Genomic DNA, 23,015 nt, shown 5'->3' with positions numbered 1-23,015 from the left:
AAAACAATTTGGGGGGCGTTGGGGCCATGGGGGGGGGGGGGGGGGGGGCGGCGCCCCCGGCCCCCCCCCGGGGGGGGGGGCCCCCCCCGGCCGGGGCCCCCCCCCCCGGCGGGTCCGGTCACTGCGTACCGGGTCCGGCTACGGCGTTCCGGGTGCGCCCGCGCTCAGGGGGCGGGCCAGCAGGGGAGCCCCCGGTACCTGATGGCCGCCGCTGGCGAGCATGCGGACCTCGCCCCGGTCGCTGATCTCGGCGCGCACGATCCCCGTCTCGTCCTCGTACACCGGGGATCCGCCCGCCCCCAGCCGGTCGGTCATCCGGACGGAGACCACGTCGTCCGCGGCGCCGGACATCTGGAAGATGAGTTCGTAACGCTCGGTGTGCACCATGTGATCCATGACGGCCTCCCGGCCGGGCGCGGAGAATACGGCCCTGCCGCCATTGTTTCGCACCCGGGCGCGCGCCGCCCGGGGAGCGAAGCCAACGGGCGGAGCCGCCCGGTCGATCGGGTGACTCCGCCCGGTAGGACAACATGACCGGTGGTCTGGAGGGCTAGGCATGCGTGCATGAGACTTGAGCCTCGACGAATGAACAGTGCCTCCTCCCGTTCCCGCACCCTCAAGGCGGTCGGTGCCCTCGGCCTGGCCGCCGCCACGGCCATGCTGATGACCGGATGCGGTCAGAGCTCGGACAGTGCGACGAGCGCGGCCACCTCCGAGGCCGCGAAGGTCGTCCCGCAGAAGCAGACGACGTCGCCCTCGGCCACCGCCGAGCTGACCGAGGACCAGCAGGAGCGCAAGCAGGTACTCGACGCCACGAAGGTCACCTTCGACGACGCGGCCACCACCGCCACCGGCGAGGTCGCCGGGAGCAAGCTGGTCGACATCGACCTGGAGGGTGTCGACGACGACGACCGCGACGAGAGCCCCAGCCCGACCGGGACCGGGAGCCCGACGGGCACGGCCAGCCCCACCGGGACGGCCAGTCCCACCGGAACCGCGAGCCCGACCGGCTCCCCGACCGGCTCCCCGAGCGCGAGCCCGGGTGCCGAGGGACCGGTCTGGGTCGCGGAGGTCGCGGAGAAGGACGGCACGATCCACACCGTCCGCATCAACGCGGTCGACGGCAAGGTGATCGAGGCCCGTGTCGACGCGGATCAGGACGCGGACGACAAGAAGGAGACGGCCGACCGGCTCGCCCAGGCCACCCAGACCCCGCAGCAGGCGGCCAAGGTCGCCACGGAGAAGAAGAAGGGGACGGTCACCTCCGTCAGCCTCGACGACAACGAGGGCAACGGCGTCATCTGGCAGGTCGACGTGGTCGGCTCCGACTGGAAGAAGACGACCTTCGACGTGGACGCCAAGAACGACACCATCGTCCGCGAGGAGACCGACAACGACTGACCGCCCCACCGACAGGGAGAAGGGGTACGCCGGAAGTCCGGCGTACCCCTTCTCCATGCTGCCGGCTACCGACTACCGGCTACCGGTACGCACCGCCGGGCCTTTCGGGATCGAGCAGCCGGCAGACGAAGTCTTCCTGGAGCTCGCGGAGGGTGGCCAGCAGCCGTGGATTCGTCGCGCTGTTCACCTGGGAGGTGAGGGAGACGGTCAGCGACCGCTTGCCGTCCTTGGTCCCCGCCGCCAGCTGTGTGTACCCGGGGAAGTTGCCGGTGTGGCCGTACACGGTGCCGCAGCGCGTCGCGTACGAGAACACCGCGAGCCCGGCGCTGTTGCGTCCGGGACCGGCGGGTTCGGAGCTGCCCGTCACGAAGGACAGCTGCTGCCGGCGGACCGCCGGGCCGAGCCCCAGCCCCCCGGCGTAACCGCGCATGAAGGCCCCCAGGTCCCGGGGCGTGGAGACGATGCCGCCCGACGCCCACACCCCCGAGGCGCCGAGCGCCGTGCTGACGTCCTCCGGTGCGTTCGGCGGGTCCACCGCGTAGCCGTGCAGATAGGGCTCGGGCAGCCGGTAGCCCTGCGGGAGGGTGGTGTCGCGCAGGCCGAGCGGCCGGTAGACGAGTTCGGCGAGGAGCTTCTCGTACCGCTGTCCCGTCGCCGCCTCGGCCATCAGCGCCACGGCGATGTTGTCGGAGTTGGAGTAGCGGTACGCCGAGCCCGGCCGGAACCGCAGGGGGTCCCCGGCGACGTAGTCCAGCAGCCGCCGGGAGTCGAAGTGCCGACGCGGGTCGGCCGTCAGCTCGGCGATGAACGTGGGGTCCTCCGTGTAGTCGGGGAGCCCGCTCGTGTGGTTCAGGAGCTGGCGGAGCGTCACCCGGTGCCAGGCGGCGGGCAGCCGGGGCAGCCGCCGGCCGAGGGTGTCGTCCAGGCCGAGCGCGCCCCGCTCGGCCAGTTGCAGGGCGACCGAGCCGCTGAAGGCCTTCGCCGTGCTGGCGATCCGCATGTGGTCGGTGGTCCGGGGCGGGCGGTCCGTGCCGAGCTGCGACGTGCCGGCCCGGTACACCTCGCTGCTGCCGCCCGCCGTGAGGACGGCGATGGCACCGGGCGGCCCACCCGGGGTGTCGACGAGCGCCTGGAGCCTTCGCTCCAGCGTGCGGTCGATGGTGCCGTGCGTGCCGTCGCCCCCGCTCCCGCCCGTCGCGCCGCCCGCGTGGGCCGGGCCGGTCATCGGACCGGCGAGCGATGCGGCCGCCAGGGCCGCGACGACGGCTCTTCGCCGCAGAGGTCTCCTGCGGGGGAGCGGGGCGTCCGGAACGGGACGTGCGGGCACGGGGGCCTCCTGAAGGCGGTGGGCGTCGGTGGCCGGAGCGGTACGGTCCGCTCCCGCGAGCCCCAGCATCGGGCGGCCGGACGGGGCTTGCCCCCGAGGTGGACCATCCGGCCGATCACCGCCATACCGCCGGCGGGCCGCGCTCCGGTCAATCCGCCGCGCTCGTGCCCGTGCCAATGCCCGTGCTCGTGTCTTCCGGCACCGGGCCGGTCAGTGCGCCGGGGGAGCACCCCCGCTCAGATCCAGGACGTAGCGCCGCCCGGGGCGGTCGCCGAACATGACGTCCTCCAGCGGCTCGAACCCCGTACGCGCCAGCACCGCGCGGGATCCCGTGTTGTCCAGCGTCGTCTCGGCGCGCAGCGCGGTGAGTCCGTACTCCTGGACCGCCAGAACGCAGACCTGCTGGACCGCCCAGGTGGCCAGCCCCCGCCCCGCCGCCTTCTCCGCTATCCGGTAGCCCAGCTCGGCCGAACCGTCCCGCACCCCGATGAGGTTGATCCGGCCGAGGACGCCGCCGCTGTCGTCCTCGATGAGGTGGAAGTGGTGGAGCCCCGCGTCCTGCTCGGCGAGCAGCTCGCGGTGGCGTTCGGCGAACGCGGCGAAGTAGTCGTCGCCCCGGTCGGAGATGGACGCGGCGAAATAGGCCCGGTTCTCCCGCTCGAAGGCGAGCAGAGCCTCGGCGTGGTCGGGACGGAGCCGGCTGATGGACGTCATACCGGGATGCTAGGCGGTGTCTCCCCGGGTGTCCGGCGAGCGGCCGCCGGAGCGCCGGGACCGCGGCCCCGGCTATCCGGGCTGCCCGCGCTCCAGCGCGTGGGCCAGGCCGCGTTCGGCGTCGTCGGCCGAGGCGTGCCGGTAGGCCCGCTCGTACGCCGAGTCGCCCGCCGCCTGCCGGGCCCGGAGCTCCCACTGCTCGCGGATCGCCCCGAGCTCCGGGGTGCCCCGGTGCGGGTGGCCGATCATGCGCCAGTACGTGTGTCCCGTACCGGAGGCACGGGCCGCGGCCACCCCGTTCCCCTGGGCGGCGATGGCTCCGGCGAGGAGATCGAGGCCGAGCGCTATGCCGAGGCTGTCATGGAGCTCGTGCTTGCTCGCGAGCATCGCGCGCGCATGGCTCTCGGCGTGCCGGGGACGCCCCTGGAGCAGGTGGATGAGGGCCAGTTGATGATCGGCGTAGGCCCGTGCCCAGTGCTCGCCGAAGCGCAGACTGATCCGCTGGAGCCGCATGGCCTCCTCGTACGCCTCGTCGAGCCGGCCGAGCGCGGACAGGGCGAACAGCCGTATCACCCGGCAGCGCAGCTGCGAGGGCGCGTCCGCCGGGTCGCCCGCGTGGTGGCGCAGCGCGCGGTCGCTGACGGAGTGCGCGGTGAGCGGCCGGCCCATCATCAGATACGTGAAGCTCATGGAGTGGGCCGCCAGGAGCATGGCCTCGGGGTCCTCGTCGCGGCGGGCCGCGTGCCGGCACTCCTCGCCGACGCGGCGGGCCGCCTCGTGGTCGCCCTGGAGGGTCAGCGTGATGCCCAGGGCCCAGAGCGCCCGGGTGCGGTGCGGACCGGCGGAGAGCGGCAGGGCGAGCACCCGTCGCAGATACGTACGGGCCTGGTGCAGATGGCCGCAGCAGCTCCAGAAGAGACCGGCGCACCCGGCCATCTCCATCGCCATCTCCGGGTCCTCGGCCAGCAGATGGTCCAGGGCCGCGCACAGGTCCGCGTGGGTGTCGGCGATCCGGTGGTACCAGAGGACCTGCGACGGTCCCAGCCAGCCCGCGTACGCCTGGACGGCGACATGGGCGAAGTGCCGGGCGTGCCGGTCCGCCAGGAGCACGTCCTCCGCCAGCTCGGCCAGCCACATCGCCCCGTACTCGCGCAGTGTGTCCAGCATCCGGTAGCCGTCCCCGGTCCGCCGGAGCACGGACTGGTCGGCCAGGCGTTCCAGGGCGGGGGCGATGGCCCCGGCCTCCAGCGGCCCGCCCGCGCACACTGCCTCCGCGTCCGGGACCGTGATGACGCCGCGGAAGACGGAGAGCCGCGCCCACAGCAGCCGCTCCAGCGGTGCGCAGAGCTCGTGGCTCCAGCCGATCGTGGTGCGCAGGGCACGGTGGCGGCGGGGCCAGAGGGTGTCGTCGGTGAGGTTCTCCATCCGGGAGGCCAGCCGCCCGGTGATCTCCTGCGGGCTGCTCTCGCGGAGCTGGGCGCAGGCCAGTTCGACGGCGAGCGGTATGCCGTCGAGCCGACGGCAGATCTCGGCGACGGCCGCCGCGCCCGCGGGGTCGTCGAGCGGGGCTCCCGGGGCGACGGCGGCCGCGCGCTCGTGGAAGAGCCGGACCGCCTCGTCGCCGTCGTCGCCCGCGGACAGCGGGGGCACCTCGACACACAGCTCGTCCGCCGCGCCCAGCGGCTCCCTGCTGGTGGTCAGGACCGTCAGCCCCGGGGCCGCGGCGAGCAGTTCGGCGACGAGCTGCCCGCAGGGGCCGACGATCCGCTCGCAGCAGTCGAGGACGAGCAGGAGACGCCGTTCGGACAGCCACTCACCGAGCGCGGCCACCGGCCGGCGGGGGCTGTGGTCCAGGAGCCCGACGCCGTCGCAGACCGTCGTGGCGAGCAGTTGCTCGTCGTGCAGATGGGAAAGATCGGCCCACCAGACGCCGTCGGCGTAGCGGTCCCGCGCACGCTCGGCGGTGCGCAGGGCCAGCCGGCTCTTGCCGACCCCGCCGGGGCCGGTGAGCGTGACCAGCCGATGATCTCGAAGTGCCCGTTCGACGCTGACCAGTTCGCTGTCGCGGCCCACGAAACTGGTCGTCACGACGGGGAGGTTGCCCATCACGGGGACATCCTGCCTCGCCGTGGCCCACCGCCTCCGTTCATAGCGAAAAGCAGTCAGAAACGGCCGACAATGCATCCTGTTCGATCGGCAAGCGGCGTGAACCGGAAGCCGATCGTGAACCGGAAGCCGATGGTGTGCCCAGGCCCCCCCTGGCGTGCCCTAGACGTCGAGAACGCCGGCCAGTGACTCCAGGGCCCCCACCGGATCGGGGCCCACCGGCGCGAGGACGGTGTCGGTGACGCCCGCCGCCCGCAGCCCGGCGAGGCGGGCACGGGCCTCCTGCGGAGTCCCGGCCACGGCGAGCCGCGCGACCCAGTCGTCGGGCATGCGCCGGACGAACTCCTCGCGGCTCGCGCACCCGGCCCGCAGCTCCACCAGCTCGCCGGCGAACGGGAGCGGGGCGATGTGCGCGTGCCAGTCGGGCTCGCCGATCCACTCCAGCCCCGGGCGGGCGGCGGCCAGCGCGGCCTGCGGATCGGTGTCGACGGACCCGATGTTGTACGCGACCAGCCGGTGGGGGCGGTCCGCGGCGATGTGCCCGAGCGCCGCCCGCGCGTACTCGGGGGCGACCGGCTCCGCGAGGACCGTCCCGTCGGCCACCTCACCGGACACGGCCAGGGACTTGGGGCCCCGGACGCCCGCCAGGATGTCGGGCACGACGTCGGGCAGCGCGCTGGGGTCGAGCCGAACGCCGTCGAGGTGCACGTACTGGCCGCGCCGTTGCGTGAGTTCGCCGCGCAGCAGGGCCCGCAGGGCGTCGACGTACTCGCGGAGGAAGGCGAGCGGGCTCCTGGGCCACTGGCCGACGCTGCGCATCCAGTGGGGCATGCCGTGCCCCACGGCGACGTCGACCCGGCCCGGGAACAACTGCGCCAGGGACGCGACCTCCAGCGCCGCGAACGCCACGTTGCGGGCCCCGGCGGGCAGCAGCCCGATGCCGACCCGGAGGCGGTCGGTGGAGGCCAGCACGGCGGCCGCCTGGGCGATCCCGCCACGGAAGCCGAGGTCCTCGACCACCCACACGGCGCCGAACCCCAGCTCCTCGGCCCGGCGTGCGTACGGCAGGATCCGGTCGGCGGGCAGGTCGCGCGGCAGCAGGACGCCCACGGTCGGGGCGGTGGCGGGGGAGCGCACAGGTGTTCTCCTTCGGTCGGCGGCCGGGCGACGGCGATCAACCGGGCCCGCCGCACCGTTCCGTGTCCGGCGAAGATAGCGAAGCACCGGCGGCGGGCGGGACGGCGGGCGGCGGGCGGGACGGCGGTACGGCGGGCGGCGCGGAGGGCAGGGCGGCCACGGCTGCGGGGAGGCGCTGTCAGACCCCTGCACTACGTTGCTGGCATGACGCAATTCGTACTGGTGGCAGGGGCCTGGCTCGGCTCGTGGGCGTGGCGCGACGTGGAGCCCGTCCTGCGCGAGGCCGGTCACGGGGTCCACCCGCTGACGCTGTCGGGCCTCGCCGAGAAGCAGGGAGCGGCGGCGGGGCAGCAGACGCACGTCCAGGACATCGTCGAGGAGATCGAGCGCCTCGGCCTGCGCGATGTGGTGCTGGCCGGACACAGTTACGCGGGCATCCCGGTCGGGCAGGCGGCCGAGCGGATCGGCGACCGGCTCGCCCACGTCGTGTTCGTCGACTCCAACGTCCCGGCCGACGGCGGGTCCTTCGTCTCCGCCCAGCCGGACGGCGGGGCCGGCGTGCGGGCCGCCATCGCCGCCAACGGGGGCTTCTGGCCGCCGCCGGCCGCCGCCGACTGCGCGGACCAGGGCCTCACCGACGAACAGCTCGCCCGGTTCCTCGCCGGCTCGACACCCCACCCCGGCGCCACCCTCACCGAGCCCGCCGCCCTGACCCGCCCCCTGGGCCTGCTGCCCGCGACGTACGTCAAGTGCCTGCTCGACTGGCCCGAGCCGAGCCCCGTGGTGGCCGAGTTGCTGACGAGCGAGCGGTGGCGGCTGGTCACCATGGACACCGGCCACTGGCCGATGTTCTCGCAGCCGCGTGAGCTCGCCGGGATCCTGCTGGACGCCGCGGGAAAGGACGCGTGACGATGCCGACCCCGCCGCCCGGCCCGGAGCGGCGGTCCCGGGACGGAGCGGCCACGGAGCACCCGGAGATCACGTACATCGGATGCGCGCGGTGCGGCACCCTGATCGCGGGCCTCGACGGGCGGTACGCCTGTTCGGGCTGCGGCTGGGTCAACGAGTGGACCGAGGGCCACCGGCCCCTGCCCGCGGCCCGGCGGCGACGAGCCTAGGGCCTGTCGTCCGGATCATGCCGGGCTCGCCGCCCCGCCCCGCCCCCCACCGCACCCCCCCCCAGCCCCAGCCCCACAACCCCGTACCCCGGCCACCCGGCCGCAGGAGGAGAGCTCGACATGTCCGACCCGCACGACACCGGCGCCATCCGCACGTCCCTGGCCGAGATCGCCTCGCTGCTCGCCCCGGCGCGCCCCGCCGTGGCCGAGGAGGTGCTGCGCGCCCACGACAGCCCGCACGACTACGTGAGCGCCTTCGCGGGCCGCCTGGCGGGCCGGGGCATCGAGGAGCCGGTGGACAACCTCGCCTGGATCGCGCTCATCGACGCGCTCGACGCACACGGTCTGCTCGCGGAGTTCGACTGGAAGGAGGACGCGCAGGAGATCCGGGGCCGGCTGCGGAAGCTGGAGTCACGGCCCTCCGTGGACCCGTGGGTGCTCGTCGACGCGGAGGAGATGCTCCTGCCGACCGAGAGGTTCCTGCATGCCTGTGGCCGCCGCTACCGGGAGATCGGCGCGGCGCTGGCCGTTCTCGACATCGAGTCCGACTGCTATCCGGTGGTGGGCCTGCGGGCGGCCCGTGCCGACGAGCTGACCGCGCTCGCCGCCCGTGCGGGCTTTCCCGTGCTGCACCTCGGCGCGGGCCGCCGCAGGAAGTGACGGAGCGGCCGCCCGCGGCGTGGCGGGGACCGTTCCAGCAGGTGCGGGGTGGTCCCGGCAGCTGATAACGAATCGCCCACGCCGCCACCCACCACGTACACTCGCCCCCGCCTCCGCCGACCGGCCGGGGCTTTTCGCACCAGACCGACGGGGAAAAAACCGTATGAGTTCCGCAGACAGCACCGAAGCACCGATCTATGCCGGCCTCGTGGAGGAGCAGGGCGACGTGCTCGCCGAAGTGCGCCGGGTGGCCGAGGAAGTCCTGCGCGAGGCCGACCGCGCCATCGACTTCGGCGCCGTCCGGTCGGCCGCCGCGGCCCGCTAGCGACGAGCCGGAACCCCGGACCCGGCCGCCCAGGGGCGGACAGGTCCATCACGGGACGATAAATGTCCCGCAACTATTTCCATATTCTTGCGTTCGCGGCGCGATGGTTTGCTGAACAGCCGTCGTCAGTGGAAGCGGGTGAGGCCGCGGTAGGCCGGGTGTCCGAACACGGCGCCCGATGCCACCGCGGCCCCCGGCCACCCGTCGCGACCGCCCCGGCGGCCGTGCTTCGGTGAGCGGTCCACGCAACCGCGTGGAGAGCGCTCCCAGCCGGCCGCCGGGGGCGGACGCCGCAGGTCCGGCGCCCCGCGCGGTGCCCGGACCCACCTCCCCCCTCCCGGACTTCCGGAGCGGCCTCCGGCGGGGTTCTCCAGGTGCCCCCTTCCGCTCCCGCGGTTCCCTCCGTCTCCAGGGATCCCCGACAGGGCACGATCTGTCAATGATTTACGCCAGGGTCATGGCATCTTGCGGACACGCGTCGGCGGAGGTGCCTCTCGATCGGTCCGCAGGCGCGACAGGGCGCCACCATCGCCCGACTGCGGTTTACGGCGACGTTCATCGCGCTGTCCAGGTCCCGGGCGGTGAGGGCCCTTCGGTCCGGCATGCGGTGGGGATGATCGCGAGCTGTTGATCGGCCCGGGCTCGGAGGTCGACCCATCGGTACCGGAGAGCGTGATGCAGTCGCAATCTTGCAAATTTGGATCGGAATATTGCGTACGTCTGCCTGCCGTTCTATCGTGACGCTCCGATCAAGGCAGTGCTTGGGCGTCACCCCGGAGGAGCCGTAATGAAGCCCCGCAATCTTGCGATCTTGCTGACCACAGGTCTTGTCATGAGCCTCGCTGCCTGTGGCAGCGACTCGGAGTCCGACGCGGGAGGAGGCGTGACGATCACCGTGGCCTGTCAGCCACCGAAGACCGCACCGAAGCAGCGCGAGGCGTGGAACGACGACGTCGCCGCGTTCGAGAAGGCGCACCCGGGGGTCAAGGTCAAGAGCACCGACCAGCAGCCGTGCTTCGACCCGAAGAGCTTTGCCGCGAAGCTCGCCGGCGGACAGATGGAGACGGTCTTCATGGTGCCGGTCACCAACTACGCCGACGTGATCTCCAAGAAGCAGGCGAAGGACATCACGGCCGTCACCGACCTGGTGAAGAACTACGGCGACATCAAGCAGGACGTCAGGGACATGGTCATCAAGGACGGCAAGACCTACGGCGTCCCCAACGTGAGCTACAGCGTCGGCCTGGTCTACAACCGCAAGCTGTTCAAGGACGCCGGTCTCGACCCCGACGCCCCGCCGAAGACGTGGGACGAGGTCAGTGCCGCGGCGAAGAAGATCGCCGGCCTCGGCGACGGCTACGTCGGATACGGCGAGTACGGCGGCGGCAACGTCGGCGGCTGGCACTTCGCGCAGTCCATCTTCAGCCGGGGCGGCGAGATGGTCGTCGACGGCAAGGCCGCGTTCAACAGCCCGGAGGGCAAGGCCGTGCTGCAGACGCTGCACGACATGCGCTGGAAGGACGACAGCGTCGGCAAGAAGGTGCTGATCGGCTGGGAGACGTTGATGCAGCAGATGGCCGCCGGGAAGACGGGCATGATGCTCGGAGCCCCGGACGTCATCTCCGACGTGGTCCAGAAGTTCCAGGGGAAGAAGGACGACTACGGCATCACCGGCATCCCCGAGGGCGAGGCGTCGCTGACCGGCGGCGAGGCCTACATGGTCGATCCGAAGGCGAACGCCGCCGAGACCGAGGCGGCCATGCAATGGATCGACTTCCAGTTCAACACCCCGGGCAAGGGCCGGCACGACTACGCCCGCGGCAAGGCCAACGGCGAGGCCGTCGGCGTGCCCAACAACGACTACATGGGTGACTCCCCGACCGGCCAGCGGATCGCTGACGACCGCGAGGCCAACGCCGTCCTGCCGGTCGAGTACTACGAGCCCTACGTGAACACCTCCCGGGGTGTCGAGCTCAAGCTGGAGCCGGCGAAGGCCCAGGAGCTCTACGCGGTGCTCGACGTGCCCATGTCCGCGGTCCTCACGCGGCAGAACGCGGACATAGGCAAGCTGCTCAAGGACGCCGAGTCCAAGGCCAACGGAATTCTGGCCAGGGGCTGACGGCGACTGTCCCGGGTGCCGCTCAGGAGGGGAGAGCGGCACCCGAGCAGGGCCGGCGGGAGAGGCGGGGAACGGGAGATCACCATGCACACACGCACCATCGAACCGAAGCGGCCATCCAGGCCGCCCCGCAGACCGGCGGGCAAGCGGAAACGGGCGGTCCAGGCCAATATCACCGCGTACGGCTTCCTGTGCGCCGCGCTGTTCTGCTTCGCCATGTTCGCCTGGTGGCCGATCATCAGGCAGGTCGTCCTCTCCTTCCAGGAGACCAACCTCGTCGACGAGCCCACCTGGGTGGGCCTGGACAACTTCCGTACGGTGGTGGCGGACCCGGCCTTCGGACAGGCCTGGACGAACACCGTCGTCTTCACCCTGCTCGCCCTGGTCTGCGGCTATGTGATCCCGTTCGCGGTGGCGATCGTGCTCAATGAACTGCGGCACGCCCGCGGCTACCTGCGCTTCGTGGTCTATCTGCCGGTGATGCTGCCGCCGATCGTCTCGGTGCTGCTCTTCCGCTGGTTCTACGATCCCGGACCGGGCCTGTTCAACCAGGTCCTGGACGTCGTCGGCCTGCCGGCACTGTCCTGGCTCGACTCCTCGGACACCGCGCTGATCTCCCTGGTGATCGTCTCCACCTGGATGAACATGGGGTCCGGCGTCCTGATCTACCTCGCCGCCCTGCAGAACATCCCGGGCGATCTGTACGAGGCCGCGGAGCTGGACGGAGCCGGGATCTTCAAACGGATCTGGAACGTCACCGTCCCGCAGACCCGGCTGATTCTGCTCCTGATGCTGATGCTGCAGATCGTCGCCACGATGCAGGTGTTCATCGAGCCGTACATGCTCACCGGCGGTGGACCGGAGAACGCGACGGTCACCGTCGCGTACCTCATGTACCAGTACGCCTTCGTGTACGGCGGCAACTACGGGGCCGGCAGCGCGCTCGGCCTCATGCTCATGATCGTTCTCCTTGCGGTCGCCGCGGTGCAGCTCCGGCTGACCCGTGACGAGAAGAGGTAGTCCCGTGGCCAACGCAGTCCACACAACAGCCCACTCCGATACGGCGGGAGAGAACCGCACGGTGACACCACCGCCGTCGCACGACAGGAAGAAGCGGCGCCGCGCCGCGTGGGCCGACGGTCACGCCCGGACCATCGTCTCGCCCCTGGAACTCAAGTCCCGCTGGGGCAGCCGCATCTACTGGACGGTCCTCGTGGCCATCCTGCTCGTCTTCACCCTGGTCTTCGTCTTCCCGCTGTACTGGATGGTCACCGGGGCGATGAAGTCGGGCGAGGAGATAGCCCAGATGCCGCCCACGCTGTGGCCCGAGACCCCGGACTTCTCGGTGTTCTCGGACGCCTGGGAGCTCTTCGACATCGGGCTGCTGCTGAAGAACACCCTCTTCTACGCGGTCGGCGCCTGGCTGTTCGCCCTCGCCGTCGATGTCACCGCGGCCTACGCGCTGTCCAAACTGCGCCCGATGTTCGGCAACGTGATCCTCGGCGCGATGCTGGCCACCTTGATGATCCCGCCGATCGTCGTGATGATTCCGGCCTACATCACGGTCACCGATGTGCCGATCTTCGGCTGGCAGCTGCTCAACTCGCCCTGGGCGATCTGGTTCCCGGTGGCCGCCAACGGCTTCAACATCTTCCTGCTCAAACGGTTCTTCGACTCGATACCCGACGAGATCCTCGAAGCGGCCGAGATCGACGGCGTACCCCCGTGGCGCGTCCTGGTCTCGATCATCCTGCCGATCTCGCGGCCCATCCTCGGTGTGGTCTCCATCTTCACCGTCGTCCTGGTCTTCAAGGACTTCGTCTGGCCGCTGCTCGTCCTGCCGGACAGCGAGAAGATGACGATCAGCGTGGGGCTTTCGCAGACCGCGGGAGCCGTCACACAGAACCAGATCATGGCGGGTCTGGTGATCGCGAGCATCCCGATGATCATCGTGTTCTTCTTCTTCCAGCGGAGCATCATGGCCGGCCTCACCGCCGGAAGCCTCAAGGGCTGATCCGCACCCCTCACCTCTCTTCCGCCCCACCATCGACACGCTCTCCGCCGCCGGTCACGTCATCCATGCCCCGCCGCGACCGGCGGCGGAGTCCCCACCTGCCCGAAAGGACCGTCACGTGGCAGCTGTGCCCCTCTCCCGAACCGACACATGGTGGCGAGACGCCGTCATCTACCAGATCTACCCCCGCAGCTTCGCGGACGGAGACGGCGACGGCACCGGGGACCTCGCGGGGGTCCGGGCGAACCTGCCGTATCTCGCCGCGCTCGGCGTGGACGCCGTCTGGTTCACCCCGTGGTATCTGTCGCCGCTCGTCGACGGCGGGTACGACGTGGCCGACTACCGCACCATCGACCCGGCCTTCGGCACCCTCGACGAGGCCGAGAAGCTGATCTCGGAAGCCGCTGACCTCGGTATCAAGGTCATCGTCGACATCGTCCCCAACCACCTCTCCGACCAGCACGTCTGGTTCCGGGCCGCCCTCGAGGCCGGACCCGGCAGCCCGGAGCGCGAGCTCTTCCACTTCCGCCCGGGCCGCGGCGAGAACGGTGAACTGCCCCCGAACAACTGGCCCTCCCAGTTCTCCGGCGACACCTGGACCCGGGTCCCCGACGGGGAGTGGTACCTGCACCTGTTCGCCCCCGAACAGCCCGACCTCAACTGGTCCCATCCCGCCGTCCGCCGCGAACACGAGGACGTCCTGCGGTTCTGGTTCGAACGCGGCGTGTCCGGCGTCCGGATCGACTCCGCGGCCCTGCTCACCAAACACCCCGACCTGCCCGACTTCACCGAGGGCGTCGACCCGCACCCGTACATCGACCAGGACGAGATCCACGACATCTACCGCTCCTGGCGGGCGATAGCCGACGAGTACGACGGCGTGTTCGTCGGCGAGGTCTGGCTCCCCGACTCCGAGCGCTTCGCCCGCTATCTGCGCCCCGACGAACTGCACACCGCCTTCAACTTCACCTTCCTCGCCTGTCCCTGGGACCCCGAGCGCCTGCGCCGCACCATCGATGACACCCTCGCCGAGCACGCACCCGTCCGGGCCCCCGCCACCTGGGTCCTGTGCAACCACGACGTGACCCGCACGGTCACCCGCTACGGCCGCACGGACACCGCCTTCGACTTCGCCACGAAGGCGTTCGGCACCCCCGCCGACCTGGAGCTCGGGACCCGCCGCGCCCGCGCCGCGGCGCTTTTGACCCTCGCCCTGCCCGGCTCGGTCTACCTCTACCAGGGCGAGGAGCTGGGCCTGCCCGAGGCGGACATCCCCCTCGACCGCATCGAGGACCCGATGCACTCCCGCTCCGGCGGCACCGACCCCGGCCGCGACGGCTGCCGCGTCCCGCTGCCCTGGGCGGCGGCCGAACCGTACGGCGGCTTCGGCTCCACCACCGAACCCTGGCTGCCCCAGCCCGCCGACTGGCCGACGTACGCCGTCGACCGGCAGAACGCCGACCCCGACTCGATGCTCAGCCTGTACCGCGCGGCCCTGCGCCTGCGCCGCGAGACCGCCGGCTTCGGCGACGGCCCGATGACCTGGCTGCCCTCCCAGGACGGGGTGCTCTCCTTCGCCCGCACCGACGGCCTGGTGTGCGTGGTGAACCTGCTCGACCACAGCGTCGAACTGCCCGTACACAAAGAACAGTTGCTGGCGAGCGGGCCACTGGACGCCGACGGCTGCCTGCCGTCCGACACCGCGGTGTGGCTGCGGCGCTGACCGCAGGAACCTCGAACGTCCAGAACTCCGCGGTGCGACACCTGGAAAAGCCCGGTTCCGGACGCCCCCCGGCGTCCGGAACCGGGAGAACCCGGGGGACCGAGCCTCAGGCGGCCAGGCCCGCGCGCCGCGCCACCGGGTGCAGCGCCGCGTACTCCAGGGGCGCCGAAGGGTCGATCGACACCTCCAGCGGAGCGGGCTCCGCACCGGCCCGCACCAGCAGATCCCCGACGGCCGCGATCATCGCGCCGTTGTCCGTGCACAGCTTCAGCGGCGGCACCCGCAGCGTGATCCCGGCCGCCCGGCACCGGCGCTCCGCCAGCTCCCGCACCCGCGAGTTGGCGGCCACCCCGCCGACCACCACCAGCGTGCCCACCCCGTGATCACGGCACGCCGCCACCGCCTTACGGGTCAGCACATCGGCCACCGCCTCCTGGAGCGACGCGGAACCGTCCGCCAGCGGCAGCTCCCGGCCCGCGATCCGCTGCTGCTCGGCCCACCGGGCGGCCGCCGTCTTGAGCCCGGAGAAGGAGAAGGCGTACGGGGCGTCCCGCGCGCCCGTCATCGGACGCGGGAACGCCACCGCACGCCGGTCGCCCTCCCGCGCCGCCCGGTCGATGGCCGGACCGCCCGGATAGGGGAGCCCGAACACCCGGGCGACCTTGTCGAAGCACTCCCCGGCGGCGTCGTCCACGGTGTCCCCGAGGTGCACGATCGGGTCGCGGGCCAGATCCCGTACGAGCAGCAGCGAGGTGTGGCCGCCGGAGACGATCAGCACCACGCAGGGGTCGGGCAGCGGCCCGTGCTCCAGGGTGTCGGCGGCGACATGGCCCGCCAGGTGATGCACCCCGTACAGCGGAACGCCGAGCGCGTACGCCAGGCCCTTCGCCCCGGCCAGCCCCACCTGGAGCGCCCCGGACAGCCCAGGTCCGGTGGTCACGGCCACCGCGCCGATGTCCGCCATGCGCAGCCCGGCGCTCTCCAGCGCCTGCCGGACGACCGGGCCGAACGCGTGCACATGGGCCCGCGCCGCGATCTCGGGCACCACACCGCCGAACCGGGCGTGCTCGTCCATGCTGGACGCGAGCGCGTGCCCGAGCAGCCGCCCGTCCCGCACCAGCCCCGCCCCGGTCTCGTCGCACGACGATTCGATACCGAGCACCACGGGAGAGCCCACGGGAGCCTCCTTGCCATCCAGAGTCAATTGCAACCTATGTGCAACAAGGTAGTCCACCGTACGTGACCGGCTCACCGCCCGGGGGAGCCGGTGCCACCCCAGGAGCGCCACGACGTGGGGCGATCGGCGCAGGAGGGCCTGAGTACCCGCACTCAGGCCCCGCGCCCCGGCCGCCGCGACGATGAGGGCGTGGCGGGCCGGGCCGAGGAAGGCGGGCCCGACCGCACCGCCGTCCACCGGGACGGCCACGCCCGCCGGACCCCGGGAGAACCGTGCTCAGCCGCATCGCCGCCACTGTCGTCCCCTCGCTCGGACGCCTCACGGTCACCTCCGACCACGCCACGGCCCCGGCCGCCGGCAGCATCATCGTCGCCAACCACACCTCCCTGGCCGACCCGGGCATCGTCCTCGCCGCGCTCCGGCGCCTCGGCGTCGAACCCGTCGTCATGGCCACCGCGGGCCTGTGGCGCATCCCGGTCCTCGGCCGCCTCCTGGAGCGCGGCGGCCATGTGCCCGTCCACCGCGACACCCCCCGGGCGGCGGCCGCCCTCGACGCGGCGGCCGCCGCGCTCGGAGACGGCCGCCATCTGCTCATCTACGGCGAAGGACGACTGCCCGGCCGCACGGACGCCGCGGAGGCACCGCCGGAAAGCTTCCGCAGCGGCCTCGCCCGCCTCGCGCACGCCTCCGGGGCGCCCGTCGTACCGCTCGGCCAGGCGGGCGCCCGCCGGGTGACCTCGGGCCCGTGCGTCAAACAGATCTCCGGGCTCCTCACCGCTCCGGCCCGCCGCCCCCGGCTCCACGTACACATCGGCACCCCGCTGCACCTCCCGCCGGAGGTCGGCGCGGCGACCGCCACGGCCCGCGAAGCCGTCACCGCCGCCTGGCGCACCGCCGCGCACCACCTCGGCGAACCCGCGGCGCTCACCGGACCCTGAACGGGCGGCGTGCCCCCGGAGGAGCGGCTACCCCGCCGCCCCCGCCTCGCCGAGGAGATTCGTGCCGGTCGGCGTCGGGGAGCGGCGGACGTCGTACTCCGTCCGGTCCGGGACCCGGCCCGGGTGGCGGCGGCGACCCCGGCGGCGTAGGTATGGAGGCGTGCCGCTCCGGAGGACGCATGACGCCACGGAGCGCACCGGCCTGCGAACGGCCGGTGACCACATGGCCCACCCGCCGGACCGGCGCCCGTGTCCGGCGGCTCACCACCGGGGACGAGGAGACGGATCCCGATGACCGCGGCAGAGCAGAGCACCCCGGTGCACGGGATTCCGTGCTGGGTCAGCCTCATGACCCGGGACCTGCGGGCCACCCAGGACTTCTACGGGACCGTTCTCGGGTGGACCTTCCGCTCCGGAACCCTCGGTGAGGGCTTCACCGTCGCCCACGTCGACGCCCTGCCCGTCGCCGGGATCGGACAGATCGCCCCCGGTCTGCCGACGTCCGTCTCCTGGACCCCGTACTTCGCCGTCGCGGACGTCGACACCGCCGCATCCCGGGTCCGGGAACGGGGCGGCACCATCGCCGTCGGCCCGATCCGGCTGGGCCCCGGCCGGGGAGCCGTGGCCGCCGACCGCGAAGGGGCCGGATTCGGTTTCTGGGAAGGCCGGACCCCGCCCTGGTCGTTCGGCCGCGACAACGTGCCGGCCTCCCTCGAACTGCGCACCAGCCACGCCTTCGACTCCGCGATCTTCTACGCCGGGGTGTTCGGCTGGGCCGACGAGGAACCCGGCGGCTGCGAGGTCGGCTACGCGTACCAGCAGGACGCGGTCGTCGTACGGCAGGGCGGCCGCACCGTGGCCACCCTGCGCGGAGGCGGGGACGCGTCGTCCCCCGACCCCCGGCTGCGCCCGCGCTGGCACGTCCGTTTCCAGGTCGCGGATCTGGAAGCGGTCACCGCGGCGGCGCGCGCGGCGGGCGGAGCGGCCGGACCGCCGGTGGACTCGCCCGCCGACGGAACCGAAGTGGTGATCAGGGACCCCGACGGCGGCATCTTCACGGTCTGCGCCCACCCGCCGGACGCCCCCTGAGGCCTGCCCGCCCCCGAAGGATCCTCAACAGGTACGGAACACGTACCCCGGCTCTCCGGCCGGCCGGACGTCGAGGTCCCGGCGCACCACCGACACCGTCGCCCCCACGGACGAACACGCCTTCGTGAAGTCGCTGTCGGTGTACTCGACGACGAACACCCTGTCGTCGTACGCGGAGGCGTAGTCGGCGCATTCGTCGTACCGGCCGCACTCCTCGGCGACGGCGAAATCGAACCCGATCTCCTCGCGCTGGTCCAGCAGATCGGTGGTGTTCTTCTGGCCGATCGCCAGCCCGGCGGTGTGCGCGCGGTCGGCCAGAAGCTTCGCGAACGCCGCGTTGTGCGCGCTGGTCAGCAGGCCGTCGGAGCGCTCGAAGGAGTCCAGGTTGTCCGGCTCCACCGCCTGGAAGCCGGATTCCGCGCAACCGTCGATCCAGTCCCCGACGATCTCCGCCAGCCGGGCGCGCTTGCCCGCGGTCGAGGTGTCGAGCAGTACCTCGTCCCAGGCCTCGTCACTGACCAACTCCCCGTCGCCGTCCCGCAGCAGCAGATCGGGGTGGTCCTTCTGCCACTGGTCCAGCGCGTCGGGCTGGGTCTGGAAGGCGTTGACGTAACAGACGTTGTACAGGCCCTCGGCCGGCCGGTCGCCGCGGTCCCGCGATACGGCCCCGACCCCGGCGGGCGGGGTGTACGCGCCGCCGATCTGGTAGTCGAAGCGCACATGCGCCGTGGGCGGCACGACCTCAGGCGCGGCCCCGGCCGTCGATCCCGTGGCGGAGGCGTGGGACAGGAGCAGCCCCGCTCCCGTCGCGACCGCGACCCCGCAGGCCAGAGCGGCGAGCGTGCTACGTCGGCGGAGGAACGGAGGGACGGCGTGCTGGGGCATACGTGACTCCCGTGGGTGGACTTCGGAACCTGCCCCCGCATCATGGACGACCGATCATGAGCGAATCGTGAGCGTCCGCACCGTGCCACGCCGGCGCTCCCGCCGCGACCCGGCGGGGGCGAGCCGCAGGACGAACTCCGCGCCGCCGCCGGGGCGGTCGCGGACCGTGAGGGTTCCCCGGTGGGCCTCCGCGACCCGCCGTACCAGCGAGAGACCGATGCCCGTTCCCCCGCCCGGCGAGCTGAACCGCTCCATCAGCTCCGGCAGCCGGGCCGGATCCACGCCCGGACCCCGGTCGGCGACCCACACCTCGGGACCGCGCACGGTCACCAGCAGATCGGCCCGGTCCGGCACGTCGGGCGTCCGGCCGTGCCGTACGGCGTTGTCCAGCAGGTTGCGCACGGCCACCCGCACCAGGCCCGCGTCGGCTTCGGCCACCGACTCCTCCAGCCGCAGCTCCAGGCGGTGGCCGTTCTCCGGCAGCTCCGCGCACACCTCCTCGACGAGCTGGTCCAGCCGCAGCGGCTCCGCCCGTACGCCGTCCACGTCGGCCTCCAACCGCCCCCGGGTCAGCAGGTTCTCCACGACGTCGGCCATCCGGTCCGCCGCCCGCCGGATCCGCGGCAGGTGGGCCTCCAGCCCACCCGGGGAGCCTGCGGCCACCTCCACCGATCCGCGCATCACCGCGACCGGGGTCCGCAACTCGTGCGCCGCGTCGGCCAGCAGCCGTTCCTGCTGTTCCAGCGCCTGCCAGGCCGGCCGCAGGCTCCGCCCGGAGAGCACATGCCCGGTCAGCGCGGCCAGCGCCGTCAGCGCACCGGCCCCGACGACGAGGGAGAGGACCAGACTGCGATGCCCGGCCGCGCCGCGCTCCGGATCCCCGACCGCGACGGCCGCGCCCGCCACCTCGTCGGTGGCGTCGTGGTAGAAGGGCACGGCCAGCAGATGCACGGGCTCTCCCGTGCGGTCGCGCGCCTCGGCCCGCACCGGCCCCTCCTCGTCCATCGCCGACCGGGTCACCGCCCGGACCACCCCGGCCGCTATGGCGAACTGCTCGGTACGGCCCCGGAACACGGTCACCGGCTCCCCGCCGGGCCGTCTCTCCAGCACCAGGATCTGCGGGGTGCCCGAGGTCGCCTCGTCGTCGTCGAGGCCGTCCAGCCGGATGCGGTCGTCCTCGTAGTAGACGAGCGAGGCCGCGACCGACGCCCGGCGGCGCATCTCGTCGTACTCGGCGTCCTGCCGCGCCCGGTCGTCGGTACGGATCACCAGCCAGGACAGGCAGGCCAGCCCGACGACGGTGATCAGCGTGTACGCGGCGGTCAGCCGCAGCCGCAGCCGGTGCAGCCGCCTCCGGGCCGGGGAGCGGTGCCGCCGTACGGGCCTCGCCATCAGGCCGGCCCCGGCCCCGGCTCCGCCGACAGCAGGAACCCCTGACCGCGCACGGTGTGCACGAGGCCGGGGGAGCCGAGCTTGCGCCGCAGGCCCGCGACGACGGCGTCCACCACGTTGGAGACCGGGTCGGCCATCTCGTCCCAGCAGTGCTCCAGCAGCCCGGTACGGGTGACGACGGCATCCCGGTGGACGAGGAGCTGCTGGAGCACGGCGTACTCCTTCGGGCTCAGCGACAGCAGCACGCCGCCACGCCGCACCTCGTGCCGTGCCACGTCCATGACCACGTCCGCACAGTCCAGGAAGGCGGGGAGGCGGGCCGGCGCCCGCCGGCTCAGCCCCCGGACCCGCAGCACCAGCTCGCGCATCGCGAACGGCTTGGCCAGGTAGTCGTCCGCCCCGCTCTCCAGTCCCCGCAGCCGCTCGGGCAGGGAGTCCAGGGCGGTGAGGCACAGCACGGGCACCGACCAGCCGGCCCGGCGCCTGGCCTCCAACGGGACGAGAGTGTCGCCGGAGGGCAGCATCCGGTCCAGCACCACACAGTCGTACGCGGTGACGTGCAGCAGTACGTCCGCCTCCGGCCAGTCCGCCGCGCAGTCCACGGCGAAGCCCCCGTCCCGCAGCCCGGACGCGATCACCTCCCGCAGGTCGTCGTCGTCCTCCACCAGCAGCACACGCACGGTGAGGACGCCTCCGATGTCGTTCCAGGGGGAGAGACCCGCCATCCTAAGGCGTCCAGGGAACCCGCCCCGAGGCGGCCGGTGAGGCTGTCAGACGGGGGAGGCCTCGATGATCCGGAAGATGTCGGGCGCGGGCAACGGCGTCACGCTCCGGAGGGCGAAGCCGGCCGCCGTGCACAGGGCGGCGAAGTCGTCCGCGGTCCGTTCCCGGCCTCCGACGTTGACGAGCATGTTGAGATCGCTGAGGTACACGCCCCCCGACGGGTCCGGCGGCACGGTGGCGGGCAGCACCGGTTCGACGATCAGCAGGGACCCGTGGGCGGGGATGACGTCCCGGATGTGCCGCAGGATCGCCGCGCACCTCTCGTCGTCCCAGTCGTGGATGATGCTCTTGAGCAGATAGAGGTCGCCGCCGGCCGGGGCCGAGGCGAAGAAGTCGCCGGTCTCCAGGGCCACACGCCCGGTCAGGCCCTCGTCGGCCAGCCGCCGGGGAGCCTGCGCGAGCCCCTCGGCCGTGTCGAACAGGACGCCCCGCAGCTTCGGGTGTGCGCGCAGGACCGAGGCCAGCAGCGTGCCGTCGCCGCCGCCGATGTCCACGAGGGTCTCGAAGCGCCCGAAGTCGTAGTGGTGCGGCACGTTCGCGGCGGTCAGCCGGGTGCCCTGGCTCATCGCCTCGTTGAACGCGGCGGACAGCTCGGGCTGTTCCTTGAGATGGCCGAAGAAGTCCGTCCCGAACACCGTGTCGAACGTGGTCTCTCCCGTACGGATGCTCTCGTCGAGCAGGTCCCAGCCCCGCAGCATGACCGGATCGGTGAACATCCGGGCCATGGCGACCATCGTGCCGGGCGTGTCGGTGCGCAGGGCGTCGCCCGCCGCGGTGGTCCGGAAGACGCCCGGTTCCGGCTCGGACAGCAGCTGGAGTCCGGCCAGGGCGCGCAGTAGACGCAGCGTCGATCGCGGGTGGGTGCCGAGGGACTCGGCGAGCCCGTCGGCGTCCAGCTCACCCGGTCCGATCCGGTCGAACACCCCCAACCGCACCGCGGTGCCCAGTGCTTGGGTGGCCATCTGGCCGAGCACGAGGCGGGCCACCGTCCCCCGTGCCTGCCAACTCGCCGTCGCATCCTGGCTGTTGTCGGAGTTCTGGTCATGACTGTCCGTCATATCCCGCCCCTTTCGTTTGAGTTAGGTAAACCTAACCTCCACCGGGTGGGGTGGCAATCACCCGTTGGTGCGGTCACCCGGGCGGAAGGGCCTCGCGCCGTCGAGCGCCTCGGCGGCCCCCGCGGCCACCGCCTCGGCCACGGTCGCCAGGGCCGGTGAGTCCAGCTTCCACTGCTGCCAGTACAACGGAATGTCGACGCTGCGGTTCGGTGCGTCGTCCGGAATGAGCCGTACCAGCCGGCCGTCGCCCAGCAAGGGCTCCGCCTGGACGTCGGGCACCATGCCCCAGCCCATGCCCGCCGCCACGGCGTTCACGAACCCCTCCGACGTGGGCACCAGATGGCGCCGGGCGCTCGCGCGGGGCCCGGGGCCGAGCCGGCGCAGGAAGGCGTCCTGGAGATCGTCGCGCCGGTCGAAACCGATCACCGGGGCGTCGCCGATCAGCTCCCGCAGCGCGGTGCCCTCCCGCCGCCCCAGCCACCGGTCCGCGAAACCGGGACTGGCCACCGGCAGATACCGCATCCGGCCCAGCCCGCGCACCGAGCAGCCCGTCACCGCCTCGGGCGACGACGTCACCGCCGCCATCACCAGCCCCTCCCGCAGCAGGGCGGCCGTATGGTCCTGATCTTCCCGGTGCAGCTCGTAACAGAGGCCCAGCTCCTCCGGCACCCGCCGCAGGGCGGGCAGGAACCAGGTCGCCAGGGAGTCGGAGTTCACCGCGATCGACAGGGGCGTCGGCTCGTCCGGCCCGGACATCCCGAGCGCTGTTCGCGCATCGCGCTCCAGCCGGGCCAGCTGGCGGGCGAAGCGCACCACCACCTCACCGGACTCGGTGGGCCGCACCGGCTTCGTGCGCATCAGCAGCACCCGGCCCGTGCGCTGCTCCAGTGCCTTCACGCGCTGGCTGACCGCTGACGGCGTCAGCCGCAGGACGTTGGCCGCCGCGTCGAACGTGCCTTCGTCGACCACGGCCAGCAGCGTCCGTACCTGATCGAGAGGAAGCTCGGACATCATGAAAGCTAATGATAGGTAAGAATCTTTAGCTGGAC

22 protein-coding genes are annotated in these 23,015 nt (G+C 72.5%); 11 read left to right on the top strand and 11 right to left on the bottom strand.

The window, feature by feature from the left end; translation table 11 throughout:
- Window positions 1-138 precede the first annotated feature (138 nt).
- A complete protein-coding gene (locus ACIQPT_RS33235; protein WP_401161439.1) occupies window positions 139-387 on the bottom strand; it encodes a DUF6296 family protein in 249 nt (82 codons plus the stop codon).
- Between the two features lie 198 nt (window positions 388-585).
- On the opposite strand from ACIQPT_RS33235, the gene ACIQPT_RS33230 reads away from it, so the two are divergent.
- Window positions 586-1,401: a PepSY domain-containing protein gene (locus tag ACIQPT_RS33230; RefSeq protein WP_401161418.1), complete on the top strand. Its 816-nt coding sequence runs from the start codon at window positions 586-588 to the stop codon at window positions 1,399-1,401.
- Window positions 1,402-1,480: 79 nt separating this feature from the next.
- Here ACIQPT_RS33230 and ACIQPT_RS33225 read toward each other — a convergent pair whose 3' ends face one another.
- The 4 genes from ACIQPT_RS33225 to ACIQPT_RS33210 form a co-directional block, all read right to left on the bottom strand.
- Window positions 1,481-2,797: a serine hydrolase domain-containing protein gene (locus ACIQPT_RS33225; RefSeq protein ID WP_401161416.1), complete on the bottom strand. Its 1,317-nt coding sequence runs from the start codon at window positions 2,795-2,797 to the stop codon at window positions 1,481-1,483.
- Between the two features lie 141 nt (window positions 2,798-2,938).
- Window positions 2,939-3,442 carry a GNAT family N-acetyltransferase gene (locus tag ACIQPT_RS33220; RefSeq protein ID WP_401161415.1) on the bottom strand — a complete coding sequence of 168 codons (504 nt, stop codon included), beginning with the start codon at window positions 3,440-3,442 and terminating at the stop codon, window positions 2,939-2,941.
- Window positions 3,443-3,514: 72 nt separating this feature from the next.
- Complete coding sequence (locus tag ACIQPT_RS33215) at window positions 3,515-5,548, bottom strand: ATP-binding protein (protein WP_401161414.1); 2,034 nt, start codon at window positions 5,546-5,548, stop codon at window positions 3,515-3,517.
- Window positions 5,549-5,710: 162 nt separating this feature from the next.
- Window positions 5,711-6,685: an LLM class flavin-dependent oxidoreductase gene (locus tag ACIQPT_RS33210; RefSeq protein ID WP_401161412.1), complete on the bottom strand. Its 975-nt coding sequence runs from the start codon at window positions 6,683-6,685 to the stop codon at window positions 5,711-5,713.
- 204 nt (window positions 6,686-6,889) lie between these two features.
- On the opposite strand from ACIQPT_RS33210, the gene ACIQPT_RS33205 reads away from it, so the two are divergent.
- The 8 genes from ACIQPT_RS33205 to ACIQPT_RS33170 all read left to right on the top strand — a co-directional run bounded on the left by ACIQPT_RS33205 (window position 6,890) and on the right by ACIQPT_RS33170 (window position 14,644).
- On the top strand, window positions 6,890-7,594 hold the full coding sequence (locus ACIQPT_RS33205) for an alpha/beta fold hydrolase (protein WP_401161410.1): 705 nt from the start codon (window positions 6,890-6,892) through the stop codon (window positions 7,592-7,594).
- Between the two features lie 2 nt (window positions 7,595-7,596).
- The gene (locus ACIQPT_RS33200) at window positions 7,597-7,803 is read left to right on the top strand and encodes a hypothetical protein (RefSeq protein WP_401161438.1); all 207 of its coding nucleotides are present in this window, start codon (window positions 7,597-7,599) and stop codon (window positions 7,801-7,803) included.
- A gap of 120 nt (window positions 7,804-7,923) precedes the next feature.
- Window positions 7,924-8,463: a DUF6630 family protein gene (locus ACIQPT_RS33195; protein ID WP_401161408.1), complete on the top strand. Its 540-nt coding sequence runs from the start codon at window positions 7,924-7,926 to the stop codon at window positions 8,461-8,463.
- A 163-nt stretch (window positions 8,464-8,626) separates the two neighbouring features.
- Window positions 8,627-8,788, top strand: coding sequence for a hypothetical protein (locus ACIQPT_RS33190; protein ID WP_401161406.1), 162 nt, complete (start codon window positions 8,627-8,629; stop codon window positions 8,786-8,788).
- A gap of 883 nt (window positions 8,789-9,671) precedes the next feature.
- Window positions 9,672-10,907, top strand: a complete 1,236-nt coding sequence (locus ACIQPT_RS33185) for an extracellular solute-binding protein (RefSeq protein ID WP_401161404.1) — start codon at window positions 9,672-9,674, stop codon at window positions 10,905-10,907.
- 84 nt (window positions 10,908-10,991) lie between these two features.
- Window positions 10,992-11,927: a carbohydrate ABC transporter permease gene (locus tag ACIQPT_RS33180; protein WP_401161402.1), complete on the top strand. Its 936-nt coding sequence runs from the start codon at window positions 10,992-10,994 to the stop codon at window positions 11,925-11,927.
- 4 nt (window positions 11,928-11,931) lie between these two features.
- Entirely contained in the window at window positions 11,932-12,921 is a 990-nt protein-coding gene (locus tag ACIQPT_RS33175) for a carbohydrate ABC transporter permease (RefSeq protein WP_401161400.1), read from the top strand.
- Window positions 12,922-13,039: 118 nt separating this feature from the next.
- Window positions 13,040-14,644 (top strand): glycoside hydrolase family 13 protein, encoded by a 1,605-nt coding sequence (locus ACIQPT_RS33170; protein ID WP_401161398.1) that lies wholly within the window; start codon window positions 13,040-13,042, stop codon window positions 14,642-14,644.
- A 106-nt stretch (window positions 14,645-14,750) separates the two neighbouring features.
- On the opposite strand, the gene tsaD is transcribed toward ACIQPT_RS33170, so the two are convergent.
- The gene (gene tsaD / locus ACIQPT_RS33165) at window positions 14,751-15,821 is read right to left on the bottom strand and encodes a tRNA (adenosine(37)-N6)-threonylcarbamoyltransferase complex transferase subunit TsaD (RefSeq protein ID WP_401161397.1); all 1,071 of its coding nucleotides are present in this window, start codon (window positions 15,819-15,821) and stop codon (window positions 14,751-14,753) included.
- 272 nt (window positions 15,822-16,093) lie between these two features.
- On the opposite strand from tsaD, the gene ACIQPT_RS33160 reads away from it, so the two are divergent.
- Together ACIQPT_RS33160 and ACIQPT_RS33155 are read left to right on the top strand one after the other, a co-directional pair.
- On the top strand, window positions 16,094-16,759 hold the full coding sequence (locus ACIQPT_RS33160; RefSeq protein WP_401161395.1) for a lysophospholipid acyltransferase family protein: 666 nt from the start codon (window positions 16,094-16,096) through the stop codon (window positions 16,757-16,759).
- A 291-nt stretch (window positions 16,760-17,050) separates the two neighbouring features.
- Entirely contained in the window at window positions 17,051-17,848 is a 798-nt protein-coding gene (locus ACIQPT_RS33155) for a VOC family protein (protein WP_401161393.1), read from the top strand.
- Window positions 17,849-17,872: 24 nt separating this feature from the next.
- Here the strand turns inward: ACIQPT_RS33155 and ACIQPT_RS33150 are convergent, their stop codons facing one another.
- From ACIQPT_RS33150 to ACIQPT_RS33130, 5 genes are all read right to left on the bottom strand, one after another.
- Window positions 17,873-18,733 carry an endo alpha-1,4 polygalactosaminidase gene (locus tag ACIQPT_RS33150; protein WP_401161392.1) on the bottom strand — a complete coding sequence of 287 codons (861 nt, stop codon included), beginning with the start codon at window positions 18,731-18,733 and terminating at the stop codon, window positions 17,873-17,875.
- A 54-nt stretch (window positions 18,734-18,787) separates the two neighbouring features.
- A complete protein-coding gene (locus ACIQPT_RS33145) occupies window positions 18,788-20,125 on the bottom strand; it encodes a sensor histidine kinase (RefSeq protein WP_401161390.1) in 1,338 nt (445 codons plus the stop codon).
- The gene (locus ACIQPT_RS33140) at window positions 20,125-20,805 is read right to left on the bottom strand and encodes a response regulator transcription factor (protein ID WP_401161437.1); all 681 of its coding nucleotides are present in this window, start codon (window positions 20,803-20,805) and stop codon (window positions 20,125-20,127) included. The genes ACIQPT_RS33145 and ACIQPT_RS33140 overlap by 1 nt, the downstream gene beginning before the upstream one ends.
- Before the next feature lie 90 nt (window positions 20,806-20,895).
- A complete protein-coding gene (locus ACIQPT_RS33135) occupies window positions 20,896-21,966 on the bottom strand; it encodes a methyltransferase (RefSeq protein ID WP_401161388.1) in 1,071 nt (356 codons plus the stop codon).
- Window positions 21,967-22,023: 57 nt separating this feature from the next.
- Complete coding sequence (locus tag ACIQPT_RS33130) at window positions 22,024-22,980, bottom strand: LysR family transcriptional regulator ArgP (protein WP_401161386.1); 957 nt, start codon at window positions 22,978-22,980, stop codon at window positions 22,024-22,026.
- Between the last annotated feature and the right edge of the window lie 35 nt (window positions 22,981-23,015).

Origin of the sequence: Streptomyces sp. NPDC091289 (assembly GCF_044757365.1) — a bacterium.
Classification (GTDB): Bacteria; Actinomycetota; Actinomycetes; order Streptomycetales; family Streptomycetaceae; genus Streptomyces.
This window is presented reverse-complemented; position numbering and strand designations above follow the sequence as displayed.

Bases quoted from the DNA above. Each gene is read 5' to 3' on its own strand.
- ACIQPT_RS33220 (WP_401161415.1), bottom strand. From the start codon at position 3,442: ATGACGTCCATCAGCCGGCTCCGTCCCGACCACGCCGAGGCTCTGCTC.
- ACIQPT_RS33155 (WP_401161393.1), top strand. From the start codon at position 17,051: ATGACCGCGGCAGAGCAGAGCACCCCGGTGCACGGGATTCCGTGCTGG.
- ACIQPT_RS33205 (WP_401161410.1), top strand. From the start codon at position 6,890: ATGACGCAATTCGTACTGGTGGCAGGGGCCTGGCTCGGCTCGTGGGCG.
- ACIQPT_RS33225 (WP_401161416.1), bottom strand. From the start codon at position 2,797: ATGCTGGGGCTCGCGGGAGCGGACCGTACCGCTCCGGCCACCGACGCC.
- ACIQPT_RS33215 (WP_401161414.1), bottom strand. From the start codon at position 5,548: ATGGGCAACCTCCCCGTCGTGACGACCAGTTTCGTGGGCCGCGACAGC.
- ACIQPT_RS33235 (WP_401161439.1), bottom strand. From the start codon at position 387: ATGGTGCACACCGAGCGTTACGAACTCATCTTCCAGATGTCCGGCGCC.
- ACIQPT_RS33195 (WP_401161408.1), top strand. From the start codon at position 7,924: ATGTCCGACCCGCACGACACCGGCGCCATCCGCACGTCCCTGGCCGAG.
- ACIQPT_RS33200 (WP_401161438.1), top strand. From the start codon at position 7,597: ATGCCGACCCCGCCGCCCGGCCCGGAGCGGCGGTCCCGGGACGGAGCG.
- ACIQPT_RS33180 (WP_401161402.1), top strand. From the start codon at position 10,992: ATGCACACACGCACCATCGAACCGAAGCGGCCATCCAGGCCGCCCCGC.
- ACIQPT_RS33135 (WP_401161388.1), bottom strand. From the start codon at position 21,966: ATGACGGACAGTCATGACCAGAACTCCGACAACAGCCAGGATGCGACG.
- ACIQPT_RS33190 (WP_401161406.1), top strand. From the start codon at position 8,627: ATGAGTTCCGCAGACAGCACCGAAGCACCGATCTATGCCGGCCTCGTG.
- ACIQPT_RS33130 (WP_401161386.1), bottom strand. From the start codon at position 22,980: ATGATGTCCGAGCTTCCTCTCGATCAGGTACGGACGCTGCTGGCCGTG.
- ACIQPT_RS33145 (WP_401161390.1), bottom strand. From the start codon at position 20,125: ATGGCGAGGCCCGTACGGCGGCACCGCTCCCCGGCCCGGAGGCGGCTG.
- ACIQPT_RS33150 (WP_401161392.1), bottom strand. From the start codon at position 18,733: ATGCCCCAGCACGCCGTCCCTCCGTTCCTCCGCCGACGTAGCACGCTC.
- ACIQPT_RS33230 (WP_401161418.1), top strand. From the start codon at position 586: ATGAACAGTGCCTCCTCCCGTTCCCGCACCCTCAAGGCGGTCGGTGCC.